The following is an 18,175-nucleotide window of genomic DNA, read 5'->3' on the forward strand; positions in this document are numbered from 1 at the left end:
CAGATATTTAACTAAGAATTAAGGAGTTGGCTAACATGAACCGAAATAAAAAGATTCTGAATGTTACAATGGCTGCCGGAATGGCTGCCGTCCTTGGAACTACACCGGTAATTGCTGCAGCCCAGGAAGCAGACAATGGAGTATCCAAGGAAGAAACCGTATATGTAAACGCCACTGCAGAAGGTGAAGTAAAAGATATCACCGTATCTGACTGGCTGAAGAATTCCGGATCAGCAGAGGGCGATGTATCCGATGTATCTGACCTGGAAGGAATCAAGAATGTAAAAGGTGATGAAACCTTTACCCAGGATGGCGACAAGGTTACATGGAATACAGACAGCAGTGATATTTACTATCAGGGAACTTCCAATAAAGAACTTCCGGTAGATATGAAAATCAAATATTATCTGGATGACCAGGAAATTACTCCAGAGGAGCTTGCAGGCAAGAGTGGACATCTTCGTATGGAAGTTTCATATACAAACAAATCAAAAAAAACAGTAAAAGTTGATAAAAAAGACGTAGAAGTTTATTCTCCGTTTGTTATGGTAACCGGAATGATCCTTTCTTCCGATAATTTTTCCAATGTTACCATTGATAATGGAAAGGTGATTTCCGATGGCGACAAGGAAATGGTTGTAGGAGTTGCAGTTCCAGGTTTAAAGGATAGCTTGGATTTAAGCGATGACCTTTCCGATAAGATTGATATTCCGGAAGGGTTCACAATGGAGGCTGATGTTACAGACTGTACTATGGGTAATACTTTCACTATGGCGGTTACAGACTTGCTCAGCAGTCTGAATCTTGAGGATTCCGATGATTTGGATGAACTTCAGGATTCTCTGGATGAACTGGATGATGCAGCAGTGAAGCTGGTAGATGGATCTAAGGATCTTTTTGATGGAACTAAGAAGCTTTATGATGGAACGAAAGATCTCTATGATGGAACCGAAGATCTGAAAGACGGAACCAGCCAGCTTTATGATGGAGCCAAGGAACTGGATGACGGAGCCAAGACTCTGAAAGATGGAACCAGCCAGCTTTATGATGGAAGTAAAGACCTGGATGACGGAGCCAGCCAGCTTTACGACGGAGCCAAGACTCTTAATACAGGAGCCGGTCAGCTTTATGATGGAACTACTTCCTTATACAGTGGAACAAAGACTCTGTACGATGGAACCAGAACTCTTTATGGAGGAGCCAATACACTGGCTTCCAGTTACAATGAATTTGATGCTGGTGTGGCAAGTGCCAAGACTGGTGCTTCCCAGTTAAACAGCGGTGCAAAAACACTGCAGAGCGGTATTTCCCAGTATACTGCAGGGGTAGATTCACTGGCTTCTGGTGTGAACAGCTACACAGAAGGTGTTGATACTGTAAACAGCAACATGGCAGAGTACAATAAAGGAATGAAATCCCTGACAGATGGTGTGAACAAATATGTGGCTGGTGGAAATCAGCTGGCAGACGGTGTAACCGCTTATGTAAATGGTGCAACTCAGCTGACTGACGGAGTAAGCACTTATGTAAGCGGTGCAAGTGCCCTGGCACAGGGAACCAAGGACTATGTAAATGGAACATCTGCACTGGTTGAAGGGGTAGGACAGCTGGCACCTGGAATCCAACAGGCTTCAGAAGGAATCAGCGCTGCTTCTGCAAAACTTACAGAAATTGCCAAGAATGTAGCAACTGCAAAGCCGGAAACAATGGTGAAGAGCCTGAATCAGTATGCAGATGGAGCTGATTCCCTGGCTGATGGTGTAACAGAATACGTTGGAAAAGTAGGTGAGGCTGCTTCTGGAGCAGCAAGTGTTGCAGAGGGGGCAAAGAGCCTGGCTGATGGCACAGCAGCTCTTGTTTCCGGTGCAACTCAGGTAAAAGACGGAATTGGAAAATTAAAAGAAGGAACAAGCTATTCAATCAGTCAGATCGGCGACAGTGCCTCTAAGACAATGAATGATTCCGCAGAAAGCATCCGTAAGGCAGCTGACCAGATTGAGACTACGGTTACTGCACAGTCCGCAGGGGTATCTACAGATGCTGCCGCTGGTGCAATCAGTGCAACCCAGAGCTCTATGAGCAGTGCAATCGCAACTTTGCAGGGAGCACTTGGAACAGAGGGACTTGACGAAGGAACTGCAGCAGCTATTAATTCTGCAATCGAGCAGTTAAATGCAGGTCTTGGAAATGCTTCTGCTGCTCAGGGTGAGCTGGGTAACATTCAGGCTCAGTCACAGGTAGCTGTCCAGGCTGAGACAAACGGAAGCAGTGTTCAGGAATCCTTAAATGCGATTGCGTCCACCCTGAAAGGTGCAGCTGGCAGTATTTCAGAAGCAGCATCAGCGAGCTCCTCAACTTTAGCTGGTGAAGCAGATAAACTGATCGCAGGTGCAGCTTCTGTTGAATTAGGAGCCCAGACCGCAAATGCAGGAGCCGCACAGCTGAGTACAGGTGCTGATTCCCTGAACAGTGGAATGGCACAGCTGAAGGAAGCTGGTGAAGGTCAGTTATCTACAGGAGCATCAAATCTGAAAGCAGCCGGAACACAGGTAAGAGAGAGTCTGACAGCAGTAAGCAGTCTGGTTGCAGGACTTGGAGATCTTTCTTCCATGACAGATTCTGTGAATCAGTTAGCAGAAGGTGCAAAACAGATTTCTGAAGGAAATGAGAAGCTTCAGGCTGGTTATAAACAGTTACAGGATACCAAGGCTGCTGAGACACTTACAAGCGGAGCAGATCAGCTCCTTAATAGTGAGAAGACTATTACAGATGGAATCAATACCCTTCAGGGCAAGGATAATGCCAACGCAACAGCACTTCTCAATGGCGCAAGTACATTAAAGAGTGCAAAGGAGAGCCTTGATGCAGGTATCAGTTCAATCAGCAAAGCAACCGGCAAGCTGGTAACTGGTGTTGGTCAGATTGCCGCAAATAGTGTGGCACTGAGAAGCGGAGCATCTCAGCTGACAGCAAGCAGTGATACCCTGAACAGTGGAGCATCCCAGCTGACAGCAGGAACCAAGAGCCTTGTAAGCGGAGCAGGTACATTAGTAGCAGCCAGTGGACAGGTAAAATCCGGTATTGCACAGTTAAAGAACGGTGCTGCAGATCTGAGAAGCGGAGCTTCCCAGTTAAGAAGCGGTGCAAACAGTGTTAATAATGGAACTCGTGAATTGAAGAGTGGTACATCTTCTTTAGTAAGCGGAACAAAAGATCTGAAAGACGGAACCAAGACTTTGAAAGATGGAGCTAAGGATTTGAATGACGGAGCTAAGACTCTGAAAGACGGAACAAGCAGTCTGAAAGATGGAGCTAAGACCCTGGATGATGGAGCAAAAGACCTGAAGGATGGGGCAAAAGATCTGAAAGACGGAGCTAAGACTCTGAAGGACGGAGCAAAAGATCTGAAAGACGGTGAGAAAGAGTTCTATGATGATGGTATCAAGAAACTGAAAGATACTATGGAAGAGGATTTCCAGAGTGTTCTGGATCGTCTGGAAGCACTCCAGTCTGATGATGCAGCTTATACATCTTTCACAGGAAAAGATGATTCCATGAGCGGCAACGTGAAGTTCATTATTGAGACAGAAGGCTTTGATGATGGCAGCGAAGACTGATCTTAAGCAGGTCAGATATAAATTTCTATAAGGAACAAGAGAAGGGCAGGAGAGTATCCTGCTCTTTTCTATTACGGGATAAATTCTGCAGCCGGTTACTGTTCGCTCAGTGACCAGTAACGCGCTTCGCGATGCACAGAAAGACGAACCTTCTTGTGACAAGCACAAGAAGTAGCGTTTGCTGCGCAAACTTAATTCTCGGGTTTTCTGTGAACTTTGTTCACAAAAAACACCTCGCGGAATGTTACCAGTGAACAGTAACTGCAGCCGTTACCGGTCACAGAGTAACAGCACCTTTGGGTTGCACCTGCAAAAAGAGTCTGCTATAATGAAAAACAATTAAGGAAATAAAAGAGTTTATATAAAAATGAACAGAAAAAGGTGATAAAGTGGATATTGCGAAAAAGAAAAAAGCAAGTATCCGGTCAGGAAAGAAAAAGGCAGGTCCTGGCTATAAGACCAAGATCAAAATGAAAAAAGCGAAATCAGATTACTATGATTTTAATCTGGTCGCAGTAATCATATTGATCATGTGCTTTGGCCTGATCATGCTTTACAGTACAAGCTCTTATATGGCGCAGATTAATGAAGGCGACGACATGTTCTACTTCAAGAAGCAGGCAATGTACAGTATTGGCTGTCTTGTGCTGGCAATTATAGTGTCCTATTTTGATTATCATATTCTGGCGAAATTTCCGTTTGTGATCTATGTAGCAGCCGCTTTTCTCATGGTGCTGGTAAAGACTCCCCTGGGAGTCACCTCTCATGGAGCGAGAAGATGGCTGAAGCTTGGGGTACAGTTTCAGCCGGCAGAGATTGCAAAGATTGCAGTGATCATCACATTGTCCTATCTGATCGTCAAAATGGGAAAGAGAGTGGAAACCTTGAAAGCTACTATGGTACTTCTGGGAATGGGCGGCATTCAGGCCCTGTTTGCATATGTGTTTACGGATAACCTGAGTACTGCTATGATTATTTTTGGGATTACCGTAGGTCTGGTGTTTATTGCACATCCAAAAACAAAACCATTTGTTATTCTTGCAGTTGTTGCAGTTATTCTGGTGGCAATCCTGGTATACAGTCTTTCTCATATGGATCAGAGCTCTAACTTCCGTTTACGTCGTATTCAGGTATGGCTTCATCCGGAGGATTATGCAAGCGGAGATGGCTATCAGACCCTGCAGGCTTTGTATGCAATTGGTTCAGGAGGTTTCTTTGGCAGAGGTCTTGGAAACAGTATCCAGAAGCTTGGAAGTGTGCCTGAGGCACAGAATGACATGATATTTTCTATTATTTGTGAAGAACTTGGGATTTTTGGCGCGATCATGGTTTTGGCGTTGTTTGGTTATCTGCTGTACAGATTATTTTTTATTGCACAGAATGCACCGGATATGTTTGGCTCCCTGCTTGTGAGCGGTGTTTTTGTACATATCGCTTTGCAGGTTATTATGAACGTGGCTGTAGTGCTGAACATCATGCCAAACACAGGTGTCACATTGCCATTTATCAGCTATGGAGGTACCTCCATTTTGTTCTTGATGGCAGAGATGGGACTGGCCTTAAGTGTGGCCAGACAGATTAAATTCCAGGAGCCGGAATTTATCCTATAATTCTCTTGACAAATGAGCCAGCAGATTATATACTTTCCGCAGTGTATGACATACGGCTGATGGAAGCCGGTTTTCGAGATATTTATTAAAGGAGAATGAGCAATGTTAGAAAAGATGAGTGAAATGATCGCAGAGCAGCTTAACTGCGACGCAGAGACAATTACAGCAGATACTTCTTTCAAGGATGACCTGGGAGCAGATTCCCTTGACCTCTTCGAGCTTGTTATGGCTCTGGAAGATGAGTACAACATCGAGATTCCGGCAGAAGAGCTTACAGAGCTGAACACAGTTGGTGATGTAATCGACTATCTGAGAGATAAAGGAATCGATGCTTAATTTTTTTCGCAGATGATGATCTCCCGCTACTGTTCACTGGTAACATTCCGCGAGGTGTTTCTGTGAACAAAGTTCACAGAAAACCCGAGAATTAAGTTTGCGCAGCAAACGCTACTTCTTGTGCTTGTCACAAGAAGGTTCGTCTTTCTGTGCATCGCGAAGCGCGTTACGGTGAACGGAGTGAACGTAACGATCTCCCTGAGGCTGGGCTTCAGGGGGATTTTTTCTATAGACATTTTGAATGGATTAGGTATATAATGTGAAAAGGCAGTTGCCATCACGGAATGGCAGCAGAAGATAAGAAAGAATAAACAGGGAGAATAGAGAAGACATGACTAAGATCAGAACCAGATTTGCACCAAGCCCTACAGGCAGAATGCATGTTGGAAATTTACGTACTGCGTTATACGCATATCTTATTACAAAGCATGAAGGCGGAGATTTTATTCTCCGTATTGAGGATACAGACCAGGAGCGCTATGTAGAGGGCGCTGTAGATATTATTTATCGTACTATGGAGAAGACTGGTCTTATTCATGACGAAGGTCCGGATAAGGACGGTGGATATGGCCCATATGTACAGAGCGAGCGCCAGGCACAGGGGATTTACATGAAATATGCCAAACAGCTTGTAGACCAGGGCGATGCATACTACTGCTTCTGCCAGAAGGAAGAATTAGAGAGCATGAAGCGTGTGGTAGCAGGCAAGGAGATTTCCATTTATGACAAACGCTGTCTGAAGCTTTCCAAGGAAGAAGTTCAGCGCCGTCTGGATGCCGGAGAGCCACATGTAATCCGTTTTAACATGCCTACAGAGGGAACTACCACTTTCCATGATGTAATTTACGGAGATATTACAGTAAACAATGAGGAACTTGAGGATTTGATCCTGATCAAATCTGACGGATATCCGACTTATAATTTTGCTAACGTTGTAGACGATCATCTTATGGGAATCACACATGTGGTACGAGGCAATGAATATCTTTCCTCTTCCCCTAAATACAACCGTATCTATGAGGCATTTGGATGGGATATTCCGGTTTATGTACATTGTCCACTGATCACGGATGAAACTCACGCCAAATTGTCCAAACGTTCCGGACATTCCTCCTATGAGGACCTTCTGGATCAGGGATTTGTTTCCGAGGCAATTGTAAATTATGTTGCACTTCTGGGATGGAGTCCGGCAGATAATAACGAGATCTTCAGCCTCAGGGAACTGGTTGAAAAATTTGATTATCATCACATTAATAAATCTCCGGCTGTATTTGATATCAACAAGCTTCGCTGGATGAATGGCGAGTATATTAAGAAAATGGATCCGGAAGTATTTTATGAGAGAGCACTTCCATACATGAAGGAAGTTCTGAAGGGAGACTTTAACTTTAAGAAAATTGCAGGAATGGTTCAGACCAGAATCGAAACTTTCCCTGACATTCCGGCATTGATCGATTTCTTCCAGGAAGTTCCGGAGTATGATGCATCTATGTACTGCCATAAGAAAATGAAAACAAACGAAGAGACTTCTCTTACAGTTCTGAAGGAAGTTCTTCCGTTTCTGGAGGCTCAGGAGGATTACACCAATGATCCGCTGTTCGCTTCCTTAAGTGAATTTGTCAAGGAGAAAGGTTACAAGAACGGCTATGTAATGTGGCCTCTTCGTACAGCTGTTTCAGGCAAGCAGATGACACCGGCAGGCGCTACCGAGATCATGGAGATCATTGGCAAGGATGAGACAATCCGCCGTGTGAAAGCTGCAATCGAGAAGCTTGAGAATCTGTAATGAAGAATCTGTCTCAATTATGAAGAAAAATCCATCTCAATTAAGGGCAATCGCCCACCTGTCAGGACCTATGATGGTTCTGGCAGGCCCCGGTTCGGGGAAAACTTCAGTGATCGTTGAAAGAACTGCATATATGACTGGTGAGGGGGAAATACCGGCGTCCTCTGTTCTTGTTGTAACCTTTTCCCGGGCTGCAGCAAAAGAGATGAGAGAGCGTTTTCTGAAGTTTACCGGACAGACCTCCACGGCTGTTACCTTCGGAACCTTTCACGGTGTTTTTTACGGAATCCTGAAGCAGGCTTATGGACTTGGTGCCGGCAATATTTTGTCAGAAGAAGAAAAATATGCCATTTTAAAAGAAATGACTCTGGAATTTGGTCAGGAACTGGCTCAGGAGGGAGATTTCCAGGAGGATGTGGCAAAGGAAATCAGCGTGGTAAAAGGGGGGAGGATTTCCCTGGATCACTATTATTCTTCCTGCTGCCCGGATGAGGTATTCCGCCAGATTTATAATGGGTATCAGAAGGCTTTGCGCCAGAGAAGAAAACTGGATTTCGATGACATGCTTCTTTGCTGCTATGAACTTTTTGTCAAGAGAAAAGATATTCTGGCGGCATGGCAAAACAAATTCCAATACATTATGGTAGATGAATTTCAGGATATCAACCATCTCCAGTATGATATTGTTAGGATGCTGGCAAAGCCCAGGGATAACCTGTTCATAGTGGGAGACGATGATCAGTCTATCTATCATTTTCGTGGCGCCAAGCCAGAGATCATGCTGAACTTTACCAAAGATTATCCTAAGGCAGAAACGGTTCTTTTGGACATTAATTATCGCTGTACGAAAAATGTACTTCAGGCAGCCATGAATGTGGTGGGCTGCAACCAGATCCGCTTTAAGAAGAGGCTGTCTACGCCAAATGAGCAGGGAAAACCTGTGAAGGTGATGGAATTTGACAATCCAAGAGAAGAGTATGTGAAGATTGCCGCTTTTTTGAAGAAGCGGCTGGAGACAGGAGAGAATCTGGAGGATACTGCAGTGCTTTTTCGTACCAATCAGGAGGCAGAGGGGCTTGTTGGAGCCTTGATGGAGTACCAGATTCCTTTTACCATGAAAGAACAGCTGCCCAATCTGTTCCGGCATTGGATCAGCAGAAACCTGATGGCATATCTGAAAATGGCAGCAGGAGACAGGACGAGAAAGCTTTTCCTGGAAATCATGAACCGCCCCAACCGGTATATAGCAAGGGATGCCCTGACACAGACCACAATCTCATTTTCTGCATTGAGAGATTTCTATAAAGATAAAGACTGGATGTGCGACAGGATTACCACACTGGAAACACATCTTCGGATTCTTTCCACTTTGGCACCCTATGCTGCAGTGAATTTTATCCGAAAAGGAATGGGCTATGAGCAATATCTGATTGAATATGCCCAGTACCGTAAAATTCGTCCGGAGGAGCTTCTTGAGGTCCTTGACCGCATACAGGAAAGTGCCAAAGGTATGAAAAACCTGGAAGAGTGGGAAAACTACATAGAGGATTACACAAAGAAGCTGGCTGAACAGGCGAAAAAACAGGAGACGAAAAGGGAAGGGATTGTAATTTCCACCCTTCATGCGGTAAAAGGGCTGGAATACGACAAAGTTTATATTATGAATGTAAACGAAGGGAGCATTCCCTATAAAAAGGCTGTTCTGGCAGAGTCTTTGGAAGAAGAACGCCGGCTTTTTTATGTAGGCATGACTCGGGCGAAGAAAGAACTTATGCTCTGTTATGTGCGACGTCAGTACGATAAAGAGCGTGCCCCTTCACGGTTTCTGGAAGAAACCGGGCTGTTCTAATTTCCTCTTGTAAACGTAAACCTGATAAAGTATAATGATGTCTGTTGTGAAATTATAACAAAAAAAGAGGTAACTATTTAGGAGACAGTATTTCGCGAGGTTGTTTTTGTGAACACAGTTCACAGAAAGCCCGGGAATTTCGGCGTGAAATCATGGAAAGCATGATTTTTTGTGTATCGCGAAGCATGCAATTGTAAAGCATGTAGTTGTGAAGGTACAGAACAGTTACCAAAAGAGTACTATTGCGGAAGCAGTGCAGATAAATGACGAAAAAGATGAAATGGAAAAACCGCATTTTCTGGCTCAGGATCCTGATCATGGTTCTGGTCATCGTGGGATCTTATCTGGCATATGCCTTTATATACAGAGGCAGAAATGAGCCGCCCACCAAGAGGAAAACCACTAATCAGGAAGCGGCTTACTATACTCTTCGTGGACAGATCCAGATGCTTTCCCAGAAAGAAGAGCTGATGGCATTTGCCTTTGAAGACAGGAAAAAGGAGCGGGAATACGGAACCTATATTATTCCCGGCCTGAAAGCAACACGAACCCTTCTTACCAGTGAGGGTGATATGCCGGCCATGTGTACCACTATGACACCGCAGGGTCTGGCAGTAACAGAGGATTATGTTTTTGTAAGTGCCTATTGCCATGCGAAAAAGCATAACTCTGTGATCTATATGATCAACAAAGAATCGCATCGTTTTATAAAAGAAATTATTTTGCCCGGACAGCCACATGTTGGCGGTCTGGCATATGACAGTGAACACCGGATTCTGTGGTATTCTTCAAATACGCAGGAACTTGCCCAGGCAGTGAGCCTTACCATGGAATCTATCGAAAATTATGACTATGATGCAGGCAGGCATCCTATCGCGACCAACCAGGTAGCCAGCCTTTACGGAATCGTCCGTGATTCCTTTATGACCTTTTATGATGGGTGTCTGTACGTTGGCTGTTTTACAAAATATACAGACAGTGCCATTGCAAGATATGCAGTAGATGATCAGGGAAACCTGATAAATACTATGGATGAAGGTCTGGGAATGAACTTCGGGATGGCGGTTCCCCTTGATTATTCCACCATTTCCGAACAGGCCCAGGGAATGACTTTTTATAACGACAAGCTTCTTTTGTCTCATTCCTTTGGAATTCTGCCTTCCAGAGTGGTATTTTATGAGAAATCCGATAAAAGGCTTTATGTAGATGAGAATTCTGCTGTCAGCTATCGGTTTCCGGAACGAATCGAACAGATTTTTGTGGATGGGGATGACTTGTACGTGCTGTTTGAATCCGCTGCTTATGCATATAGTTCAGCGTCTGTGAATATTGTGGACAGGGTTTTAAAACTGAGCCTTCCCAGAACGGAAGAATACCAGCAGAGCATACAGAGTAATGTGAGCCAGTATTAGAATGTGTCCAGAACTGAAATCTGGGGGATTTATTTAAGAATGAATCCGGGATTGTCCACATATATTAAAATTGAGAGGTGATACAACATAGAAGCAGAGCAGATTCAGAACCTGTTTGCAGGCAATATCCGCAGACTGTTGATGAATGCAAACCTTGATTATGACAAAATATATGAGATACGGTTAAGAGTAGGACGGCCGCTGTTCTACACCTATGACGGAGGTGAGGGTTTCCTTACCGACCATGATGGCAAATACGTGGTGACAAGGGAAGATCTGAAGGAAACCATGGAATATATAAGTGGTTATTCCCTTTATTCCTATGAAGATGAAATGCGCCAGGGATTTCTCACTGTTCAGGGAGGTCATCGGGTAGGTGTTACCGGAAAGGTGATTCTTGACGGCAATGAGATCCAGGGAATGAAATATATTTCCTGTATCAATGTACGTCTGGCTCACGAAGTGGTAGGCTGCGCAGACCAGGTGATGCCCTATATCCGCAAAAAAGACTGGGTAGCCCATACTTTGATCGTTTCTCCGCCAAGAGGGGGGAAAACAACCCTGCTCCGGGATATTATCCGTCAGCTGAGCAATGGTGAGGAAAAGAAAAAAATGCCGGGGGTAACGGTTGGCGTTGTAGATGAGAGAAGTGAGCTTGCCGGTTCCTATCAGGGAGTTCCCCAGAATGACCTTGGCATGCGTACAGATGTTCTGGACGGCTGTCCGAAGGCAGAAGGGATGGAAATGCTGATCCGTTCTATGTCCCCGGCAGTTGTGGCTGTAGACGAACTGGGACGGAAAGAAGACTTTAAAGCTGTGGAATCTGTGATCCACAGTGGATGTAAAGTGATCGCCACTGCTCATGGGAATTCCATTGAGGACGTGATCCATCAGCCTTATTTTGAAAAGCTGGTGAGAAGAAGAGTGTTTGAACGGTATATTTTCCTGGACAAGGGAGAACATGCAGGAACCATACTTGGAATTTATGACAGAAATGGGAGGCCTTGTTGAAAACAGCAGGAATCATTCTGATCCTTTTTTCCGGAACAGGTCTTGGGCTGTGTAAAAGCATGGAACTGACAGCCAGACTGAAAATTCTGGAAAAACTGGCGCAGCTTCTTCTGTTACTGAAAGGGGAAATCCGCTGCACAGGGGCGACGTTGGAAGATGCCTTTCTTGATGCTGCAGCAAAAATGCCAGGAGAGTACAGGCTTTTTCTCAAAGAAACTGCAGGATGGCTTCAGCAGCGGCCTGGAATTACCTTTGATGAGATTTTCAGGGAATGCGCGGTAAGACTGCTTCCCCTTCACAGGCTTTCAGAGGAAGAGCGGGAAAGCTTTCTTTCTCTGGGAGAAAAACTGGGATATCTGGACAGGGAAATGCAGGTGGCACAGCTCACACTTCTGGAGGAAGAGTTAGACTACAGGATAAAGATTCTGAAAAGTGCTATGCCAAAGCAGCAGAAAACATATCAGAGCATGGGAATTCTGGGAGGAATTCTGCTGGCAGTTTTGTTGTGGTAATTTCATATAATATCTGGGAAAATTGCCTGGAAAACGGTTATGTAAAGGCAGATAACGGTAAGAAAGGAGGCCCCCTTGGAAGTCAGTATTATTTTCAAAATAGCTGCTGTGGGGATTCTGGTCTCCGTACTTTCTCAGGTCCTGAAACACAGCGGCAGAGAGGAACAGGCTTTTTTAGTCAGCCTGGCAGGGCTTCTTGTGGTACTCTTCTGGATCGTACCATATATTTATGAGTTGTTTGACAGCATAAAAAAATTATTTGAATTGTGATCTGATTCACCAATATCCTGTCACCTGTGTTCAGGAGGTGGAAAATGGACATTATAAAGATTTCGTTACTAGGCGTATGCGGTGTTATTCTTGGATTTCTTATGAAAGGAACCAAACCGGAATACGCCTGTTTTATTACAGTTGGAATTGGTCTTGTGATCATGGGACTTGCTGTGGGGAAAATTTATTATCTGTTTGAATCTCTGGGAAAAATCCAGGAGACACTTCCGGTGGATACGGAATATATTTCCACACTGGTAAAAATGATCGGAATTACTTACATTGGCCAGTTTGCCTCCGGAATCTGTAAAGATGCAGGCTACAGCACCACAGCGGCTCAGATCGAGCTGTTCTGTAAATTGTCGGTGATGGTGCTGAGCATGCCGGTGCTTATGGCACTTCTGAAGACGATTCAGGAGTTCATGGTATGAGGTTTTGGAGAAAAAAACAAACATGGAAGGTAATTGCTGCATTGCTATTTGCAGTATGGATTCTGATGGGAGACAGGAAAATAAATGTAAAAGCAGAGAGCATGGAAACAGAGAATTTTACAGGTGAAACAGCAGTCGAAACCGAGGAAGAGATAACAAAGAAAACAACGGAGAAAACAGTAACTGCAGGTATTGGTTACCGTGCAGCTTCCGCTGATTCTGACGGCATTACGGAGCAGCTGGTTTCTGACATGTCTTTCGAACAGGTACAAACTTTAATGGATGAAATGCTGGAAGAGGACAGCTTTTCCATAGGAACAGCATTAAAAAACATGATAAACGGCGAAACAGTATTTTCAAAAGAGGCGGTGCAGCAATTTCTGCGCAGCCTCTTTTTTGACCGGCTGGAAAAAGAACGGGCTAATTTTTTTCGCATTCTTCTTCTGGTGCTGGCAGCTGCTGTTTTTTCAAATTTTGCAGAGGTATTTGAAAACAGCCAGATTGGAGAGGTAAGTTTTTACATGGTATATCTTTTATTATTTACCATTCTGATGAACAGCTATCAGCAGCTTGGAGTTTCCCTTGGAAAACAGCTGGAGTGGATGACTCAGTTTATGAAAGGCCTGGCACCTGCTTATTTCGTGGCAGTTTCAGCAGCATCGGGAGCTGTCACGGCATCTGTATTTTATCAGGGGGTTCTTCTTCTGGTGTGGCTGGTGGAATGGCTTCTTCTCACTTTGATTCTGCCAGGGGCTAATCTGTATGTTCTTCTTTGTATGGTGAACCATCTTTCCAAAGAGGATATGTTAAGCAAGATGGCAGAGCTTCTGGAAACTATGATCAGCTGGAGCCTGAAAACCATGCTTGGGGCTGTCCTTGGGCTTCAGGCGGTACGAGGGTTGGTTGCGCCTGCCATGGATGCTATCAAACGAACTGCCCTGGGCAGAACTGCCGGAGCGATTCCGGCTGTGGGAAATGCCGTAAATGCGGTAACAGAATTGATTCTGGCAGGGGCACTGCTTGTGAAAAACTGTCTTGGAGCAATGGCAGTGGTGGTTCTGCTTCTTGCAGGAGCCGGACCTGTGATTCATTATGGTCTTCTATCCCTTAGCTATCGCTTCCTTGGTGCAGTGGCACAGCCTGTATCAGACAAACGAATCGTAGGCTGTCTTGGCACAATGGGAGAAGGCTGTGCCCTGCTTCTGCGGATCATGCTGACTGCGGAAATTCTGTGTGTGCTTACCTTTATAGTTCTCATGGCGTCTGTAGGCGGATAAAAGTAACAGTAAGCGGAAATGAACCATAATAACCTGAGCATATGACTGAGATATGGGACCAAAATGGGATGCGGGAAGTGATATATTATGAAAGAAGCCATCTACAGCTGGATCAAATGCCTTGCCATATTTTATATTCTGTTGACTATGCTCATCCATCTGGTGCCTACCGGGAAATATCAGCGTTATGTGCGTTTTTTTATGGGACTTTTGCTGATGGTTATGCTGATCACTCCCATGCTTTCCATTCTGGAAAAAGCTAAGACACTGCCGGAAAGCTTTTCCAGCCTTTACCAGCAGGAAGAAAAAAAGCGGCTCACTCTTGATATGGAAAATCTTCAGAAAAGCCTTCTGGAAAAAGGTGTGGAGGAGCAGCTTGAGAAAAATATTCCGGAATCTTTGAAAAAGAAAGGCATAGAAGTGACGGCATGCAAAGTACATATAGAAGGGGAGCTGTTAAAAGCCTGCCTGTGGACGAAGGAGGTGCCAGATGGAGAGCTTGAGAGGGGGATAAAAGATGAACTTGCAGCAAACTGGGGAATCAGGGAAGAAAACTGTGAAGTCCTTGCTTGGAAAAATGGGAAGCAGACAATGGGTGATTCTTCTCCTTCTGGGACTTCTGCTTACGGTAATTGCACTTCCGGTATCCGATAAAAAGGATAGCTCCCCGGAAGTAAAAAGCAGTTCCTTTTTTTCAGCTTCTTCTGAGGAAAATACAGATGCAGAACGGACAGTTCTGGAGAAAAAACTGGAAGATCTTTTATCCCAGACAGAAGGAGTGGGAAAAGTGCGGGTGCTCCTTATGATGGGGGAAGAAAAAGACAGCAGCAGTTTCTACGATTCCGGAAATCAGGCGGTGACCGGAGTGCTGATCGCGGCGGAAGGAGCAGATAATTCTGTGGTTTCCAGGAATATTGTAGAAGGAGTTATGGCATTATTTCAGCTGGATGCCCATAAAATTAAAGTAATGAAAATGAAATGAGGAGAGGTAAAGTGAAAAAGATTCTGAAAAAGAACCAGGTAATCATTACTTCACTGGCGGTTCTGATCGCAGTTGCAGGATACCTGAATTTTGCAGATGTAGATCTTGGCCTGAAAAATAAGGAGGCAAGCGCGGACAGCAGCAGTATTCTGGAGGATGTAGACTATGATCTGACCGATGAAACAGCCCTTCTGGATGAGAACGGGGCGGATAGCAGCCTTACGGATGTGCAGGATCAGACCACCAGCACGCCGGGGGAAGCTGTACTTACTGCGGCTTCTGATTTTGCGGCCCAGGCCAAACTTTCCAGAGAACAGATCCGTTCCCAGAATAAAGCAGACCTGCAGGCTATTATTAACAACCAGGATCTGGGAGATGACCAGAAGCAGGAGGCTGTGAGCACCATGGTTTCCATGGCGGATCTGACGGAAAAAGAGTCGGCAGCAGAACTTCTTCTGGAAGCCAAAGGCTTCGAAAATGTGATCGTAAACCTTACCGGAGAAACGGCAGATGTGGTGGTTCCGGAAGCAGATCTGACAGATGCAAAACGGGCTCAGATTGAAGACATTGTGAAAAGAAAAACGGGAATTGCGCCGGAAAATATTGTGATCACGCCGTTAAATGAAAGCGAGGAAGAACTGGTAAATAAAGATGAATCACTGGAGACTTCCGTGGATATTGATGATGATACTACAGTAAATCCGTGATAATACTACAGTAAATCCATGATATACCCCCTTGACAGTGCAGCAGTCCTTATACTAGAATAGGAATGCTGCAAAAATATAAGAATACACGCTCTAGAGCGTGTCTGAAATAGAGAATTCAAATAGGAGGCTAAACGTGTCGAAGTATACGAAAGAAATAGAAAAAAGAAGAACCTTTGCCATCATTTCCCACCCGGATGCAGGTAAGACTACTCTGACTGAGAAATTCCTGCTGTATGGCGGAGCCATTAATCTGGCCGGTAGTGTTAAAGGAAAGGCAACGGCCCGCCATGCAGTATCAGACTGGATGGAAATTGAAAAGGAGAGAGGTATTTCCGTTACTTCTTCCGTATTGCAGTTCCATTATGACGGTTACTGCATCAACATTCTGGATACTCCTGGACATCAGGATTTCTCAGAGGATACTTATCGTACCCTGATGGCTGCAGATTCTGCAGTTATGGTAATCGATGGGTCCAAGGGTGTTGAGGCACAGACCAGAAAGCTGTTCAAGGTCTGCGTTATGAGACACATTCCTATTTTTACTTTTATCAATAAAATGGACCGTGATGCCAACGATACCTTTGATCTTCTTGACGAGATCGAAAAAGAGCTTGGAATCGCAACCTGCCCTATTAACTGGCCAATCGGTTCCGGTAAGAAATTCCGCGGTGTTTACGACCGCAACACGAATAAGATCCTTACTTTCACAGATACCCAGAAAGGTACCAAGGAGGGAACTATTGAGGAAATCGATCTGGATTCTCCTCATGCACTTGAGGTTATGGATCCGGAGCAGAAAGAACAGCTTCTGGAGGAAATCGAGCTTCTGGATGGCGCAAGTGCCGAGTTCGATCAGGAGATGGTAAGTAAGGGAGAACTGACTCCTGTGTTCTTTGGATCCGCTCTTACCAATTTTGGTGTTGAGACTTTCCTGGAGCATTTCCTGAAGATGACTACGTCACCTCTTCCAAGAATGGCAGACTCAGGTCTTGTTGATCCTATGAGCGATGATTTTTCTGCTTTTGTATTTAAGATTCAGGCAAATATGAATAAGGCTCACCGTGACAGAATTGCATTTATGCGTATCTGCTCCGGCAAATTCGATGCCTCCCAGGAGGTTTATCATGTACAGGGGGATAAGAAGATGAGACTTCTTCAGCCCCAGCAGATGATGGCTGAGTCACGCCATGTAGTTGAGGAGGCTTATGCAGGAGATATTATCGGTGTATTTGATCCCGGTATTTTCTCTATTGGAGATACGATCTGTACGCCTGGAAAAAAATTTGCATTTGAGGGCATTCCTACATTTGCACCGGAGCACTTTGCAAGGGTAAGACTTCTGGATACCATGAAGAGAAAGCAGTTTGTAAAGGGAATTAACCAGATCGCACAGGAAGGTGCCATCCAGATTTTCCAGGAGCTTTACGGAAATATGGAAGAGATCATTGTGGGCGTTGTTGGTGTGCTCCAGTTTGATGTTTTGAAATATCGTCTGGAGAACGAGTATAATGTGGAAATTCGTCTGGAAAATCTGCCATATGAGCACATCAGATGGATTGCGAACAAGGATGAGATTCAGGTGGACAAGATCGTCGGAACTTCTGACATGAAGAAGGTTACAGATCTGAAAGGCAATCCGTTGCTTCTGTTTATCAATGCATGGAGTGTGGGCATGACAGAAGACAGAAATCCGGATTTAATATTAACAGAATTCAGTAAATAACTCTTTTCATTTTTGACGCATTTTGCTATAATTAAAGAAAGTCTCGGATAGAAATAGAACTGCGCAGATGCGTGGGATGATCCGTTTCGTGTAAATACGCCGTAAGGCAGATTTGACGCTGGCCTCGTGGAAAGATGCGAATTTTCCGGCAGCCGGCAGATTAAACCTAGGAGGTTTGTAAGCATGGCAGAGAAGAGAACAACATATAAAATACAGGATATTGAGGGAATCGGTGAGGTTCAGATCGCAGATGAGGTCGTTACTATTATCGCCGGACTTGCCGCTACAGAAGTAGACGGAGTTGCCTCCATGGCAGGTAATATTACCAATGAGCTGGTAAGCAAGCTTGGAATGAAGAATCTCTCCAAGGGAGTTAAGGTTGAAATTGTTGACAGTGTGGTAAGCGTTGACCTTACCCTGAATATTGAATATGGCATGAATATCCTTGAGACCAGCAAGAAGGTTCAGGAGAAAGTAAAAGCAGCCATTGAGAACATGACAGGACTTGAGGTTGCAGATGTCAATATTCATATTGCAAGCGTAGATATGGAGAATGAAAAAAGCAAGTAAACGAAAAAAGGAAAGTAAACCTTTCCTTTTTTTTCTATGAATGTCTGCGTGAGCTGGCATTTCTTTGCAGGGATTTTCG

At 44.6% G+C, this 18,175-nt stretch carries 16 protein-coding genes; all 16 read left to right on the plus strand.

Annotated elements, in window-relative coordinates; translation table 11 throughout:
- Positions 1-35 precede the first annotated feature (35 nt).
- The 16 genes from I2D69_RS07255 (at position 36) to I2D69_RS07330 (ending at position 18,096) form a co-directional block, all read left to right on the plus strand.
- Positions 36-3,617: a hypothetical protein gene (locus I2D69_RS07255; protein WP_195379671.1), complete on the plus strand. Its 3,582-nt coding sequence runs from the start codon at positions 36-38 to the stop codon at positions 3,615-3,617.
- A 389-nt stretch (positions 3,618-4,006) separates the two neighbouring features.
- Positions 4,007-5,227 carry a putative peptidoglycan glycosyltransferase FtsW gene (locus I2D69_RS07260; RefSeq protein WP_330589330.1) on the plus strand — a complete coding sequence of 407 codons (1,221 nt, stop codon included), beginning with the start codon at positions 4,007-4,009 and terminating at the stop codon, positions 5,225-5,227.
- Between the two features lie 102 nt (positions 5,228-5,329).
- Positions 5,330-5,563, plus strand: a complete 234-nt coding sequence (gene acpP, locus I2D69_RS07265) for an acyl carrier protein (protein ID WP_021924300.1) — start codon at positions 5,330-5,332, stop codon at positions 5,561-5,563.
- Between the two features lie 331 nt (positions 5,564-5,894).
- Positions 5,895-7,349: a glutamate--tRNA ligase gene (gene gltX, locus I2D69_RS07270; protein ID WP_148462532.1), complete on the plus strand. Its 1,455-nt coding sequence runs from the start codon at positions 5,895-5,897 to the stop codon at positions 7,347-7,349.
- 19 nt (positions 7,350-7,368) lie between these two features.
- The gene (locus I2D69_RS07275; protein ID WP_148462531.1) at positions 7,369-9,198 is read left to right on the plus strand and encodes an ATP-dependent helicase; all 1,830 of its coding nucleotides are present in this window, start codon (positions 7,369-7,371) and stop codon (positions 9,196-9,198) included.
- Positions 9,199-9,461: 263 nt separating this feature from the next.
- A complete protein-coding gene (locus I2D69_RS07280; protein ID WP_148462530.1) occupies positions 9,462-10,610 on the plus strand; it encodes a hypothetical protein in 1,149 nt (382 codons plus the stop codon).
- A gap of 102 nt (positions 10,611-10,712) precedes the next feature.
- Complete coding sequence (gene spoIIIAA / locus I2D69_RS07285) at positions 10,713-11,621, plus strand: stage III sporulation protein AA (RefSeq protein WP_330642340.1); 909 nt, start codon at positions 10,713-10,715, stop codon at positions 11,619-11,621.
- Positions 11,618-12,133, plus strand: a complete 516-nt coding sequence (locus I2D69_RS07290; RefSeq protein ID WP_243243778.1) for a stage III sporulation protein AB — start codon at positions 11,618-11,620, stop codon at positions 12,131-12,133. The genes spoIIIAA and I2D69_RS07290 overlap by 4 nt, the downstream gene beginning before the upstream one ends.
- Positions 12,134-12,208: 75 nt before the next feature.
- Complete coding sequence (spoIIIAC, locus tag I2D69_RS07295; RefSeq protein WP_021924294.1) at positions 12,209-12,403, plus strand: stage III sporulation protein AC; 195 nt, start codon at positions 12,209-12,211, stop codon at positions 12,401-12,403.
- A gap of 44 nt (positions 12,404-12,447) precedes the next feature.
- Positions 12,448-12,834, plus strand: coding sequence for a SpoIIIAC/SpoIIIAD family protein (locus I2D69_RS07300; RefSeq protein ID WP_118581049.1), 387 nt, complete (start codon positions 12,448-12,450; stop codon positions 12,832-12,834).
- Positions 12,831-14,111 (plus strand): stage III sporulation protein AE, encoded by a 1,281-nt coding sequence (locus I2D69_RS07305; protein ID WP_195379672.1) that lies wholly within the window; start codon positions 12,831-12,833, stop codon positions 14,109-14,111. The genes I2D69_RS07300 and I2D69_RS07305 overlap by 4 nt, the downstream gene beginning before the upstream one ends.
- Before the next feature lie 87 nt (positions 14,112-14,198).
- Complete coding sequence (locus I2D69_RS07310; RefSeq protein ID WP_195379673.1) at positions 14,199-14,765, plus strand: stage III sporulation protein AF; 567 nt, start codon at positions 14,199-14,201, stop codon at positions 14,763-14,765.
- Positions 14,689-15,093, plus strand: coding sequence for a hypothetical protein (locus tag I2D69_RS07315; RefSeq protein WP_195379674.1), 405 nt, complete (start codon positions 14,689-14,691; stop codon positions 15,091-15,093). Before I2D69_RS07310 ends, I2D69_RS07315 begins: the two co-directional genes overlap by 77 nt.
- Before the next feature lie 11 nt (positions 15,094-15,104).
- Positions 15,105-15,800 carry a SpoIIIAH-like family protein gene (locus tag I2D69_RS07320; protein WP_118581034.1) on the plus strand — a complete coding sequence of 232 codons (696 nt, stop codon included), beginning with the start codon at positions 15,105-15,107 and terminating at the stop codon, positions 15,798-15,800.
- 136 nt (positions 15,801-15,936) lie between these two features.
- Positions 15,937-17,526 (plus strand): peptide chain release factor 3, encoded by a 1,590-nt coding sequence (locus I2D69_RS07325; RefSeq protein ID WP_118581031.1) that lies wholly within the window; start codon positions 15,937-15,939, stop codon positions 17,524-17,526.
- A gap of 183 nt (positions 17,527-17,709) precedes the next feature.
- Entirely contained in the window at positions 17,710-18,096 is a 387-nt protein-coding gene (locus I2D69_RS07330; protein WP_118581028.1) for an Asp23/Gls24 family envelope stress response protein, read from the plus strand.
- Positions 18,097-18,175: the final 79 nt, after the last annotated feature.

The sequence above is a fragment of the Ruminococcus sp. D54t1_190329_F1 genome (assembly GCF_015551645.1).
Classification (GTDB): Bacteria; Bacillota; Clostridia; order Lachnospirales; family Lachnospiraceae; genus Blautia_A; species Blautia_A faecis.

Coding starts and splice junctions, on each gene's coding strand:
- I2D69_RS07315 (WP_195379674.1), top strand. CDS start 14,689: ATGGGAAGCAGACAATGGGTGATTCTTCTCCTTCTGGGACTTCTGCTT.
- I2D69_RS07330 (WP_118581028.1), top strand. CDS start 17,710: ATGGCAGAGAAGAGAACAACATATAAAATACAGGATATTGAGGGAATC.
- acpP (WP_021924300.1), top strand. CDS start 5,330: ATGTTAGAAAAGATGAGTGAAATGATCGCAGAGCAGCTTAACTGCGAC.
- I2D69_RS07300 (WP_118581049.1), top strand. CDS start 12,448: ATGGACATTATAAAGATTTCGTTACTAGGCGTATGCGGTGTTATTCTT.
- I2D69_RS07255 (WP_195379671.1), top strand. CDS start 36: ATGAACCGAAATAAAAAGATTCTGAATGTTACAATGGCTGCCGGAATG.
- gltX (WP_148462532.1), top strand. CDS start 5,895: ATGACTAAGATCAGAACCAGATTTGCACCAAGCCCTACAGGCAGAATG.
- I2D69_RS07275 (WP_148462531.1), top strand. CDS start 7,369: ATGAAGAAAAATCCATCTCAATTAAGGGCAATCGCCCACCTGTCAGGA.
- I2D69_RS07280 (WP_148462530.1), top strand. CDS start 9,462: ATGACGAAAAAGATGAAATGGAAAAACCGCATTTTCTGGCTCAGGATC.
- I2D69_RS07305 (WP_195379672.1), top strand. CDS start 12,831: ATGAGGTTTTGGAGAAAAAAACAAACATGGAAGGTAATTGCTGCATTG.
- I2D69_RS07310 (WP_195379673.1), top strand. CDS start 14,199: ATGAAAGAAGCCATCTACAGCTGGATCAAATGCCTTGCCATATTTTAT.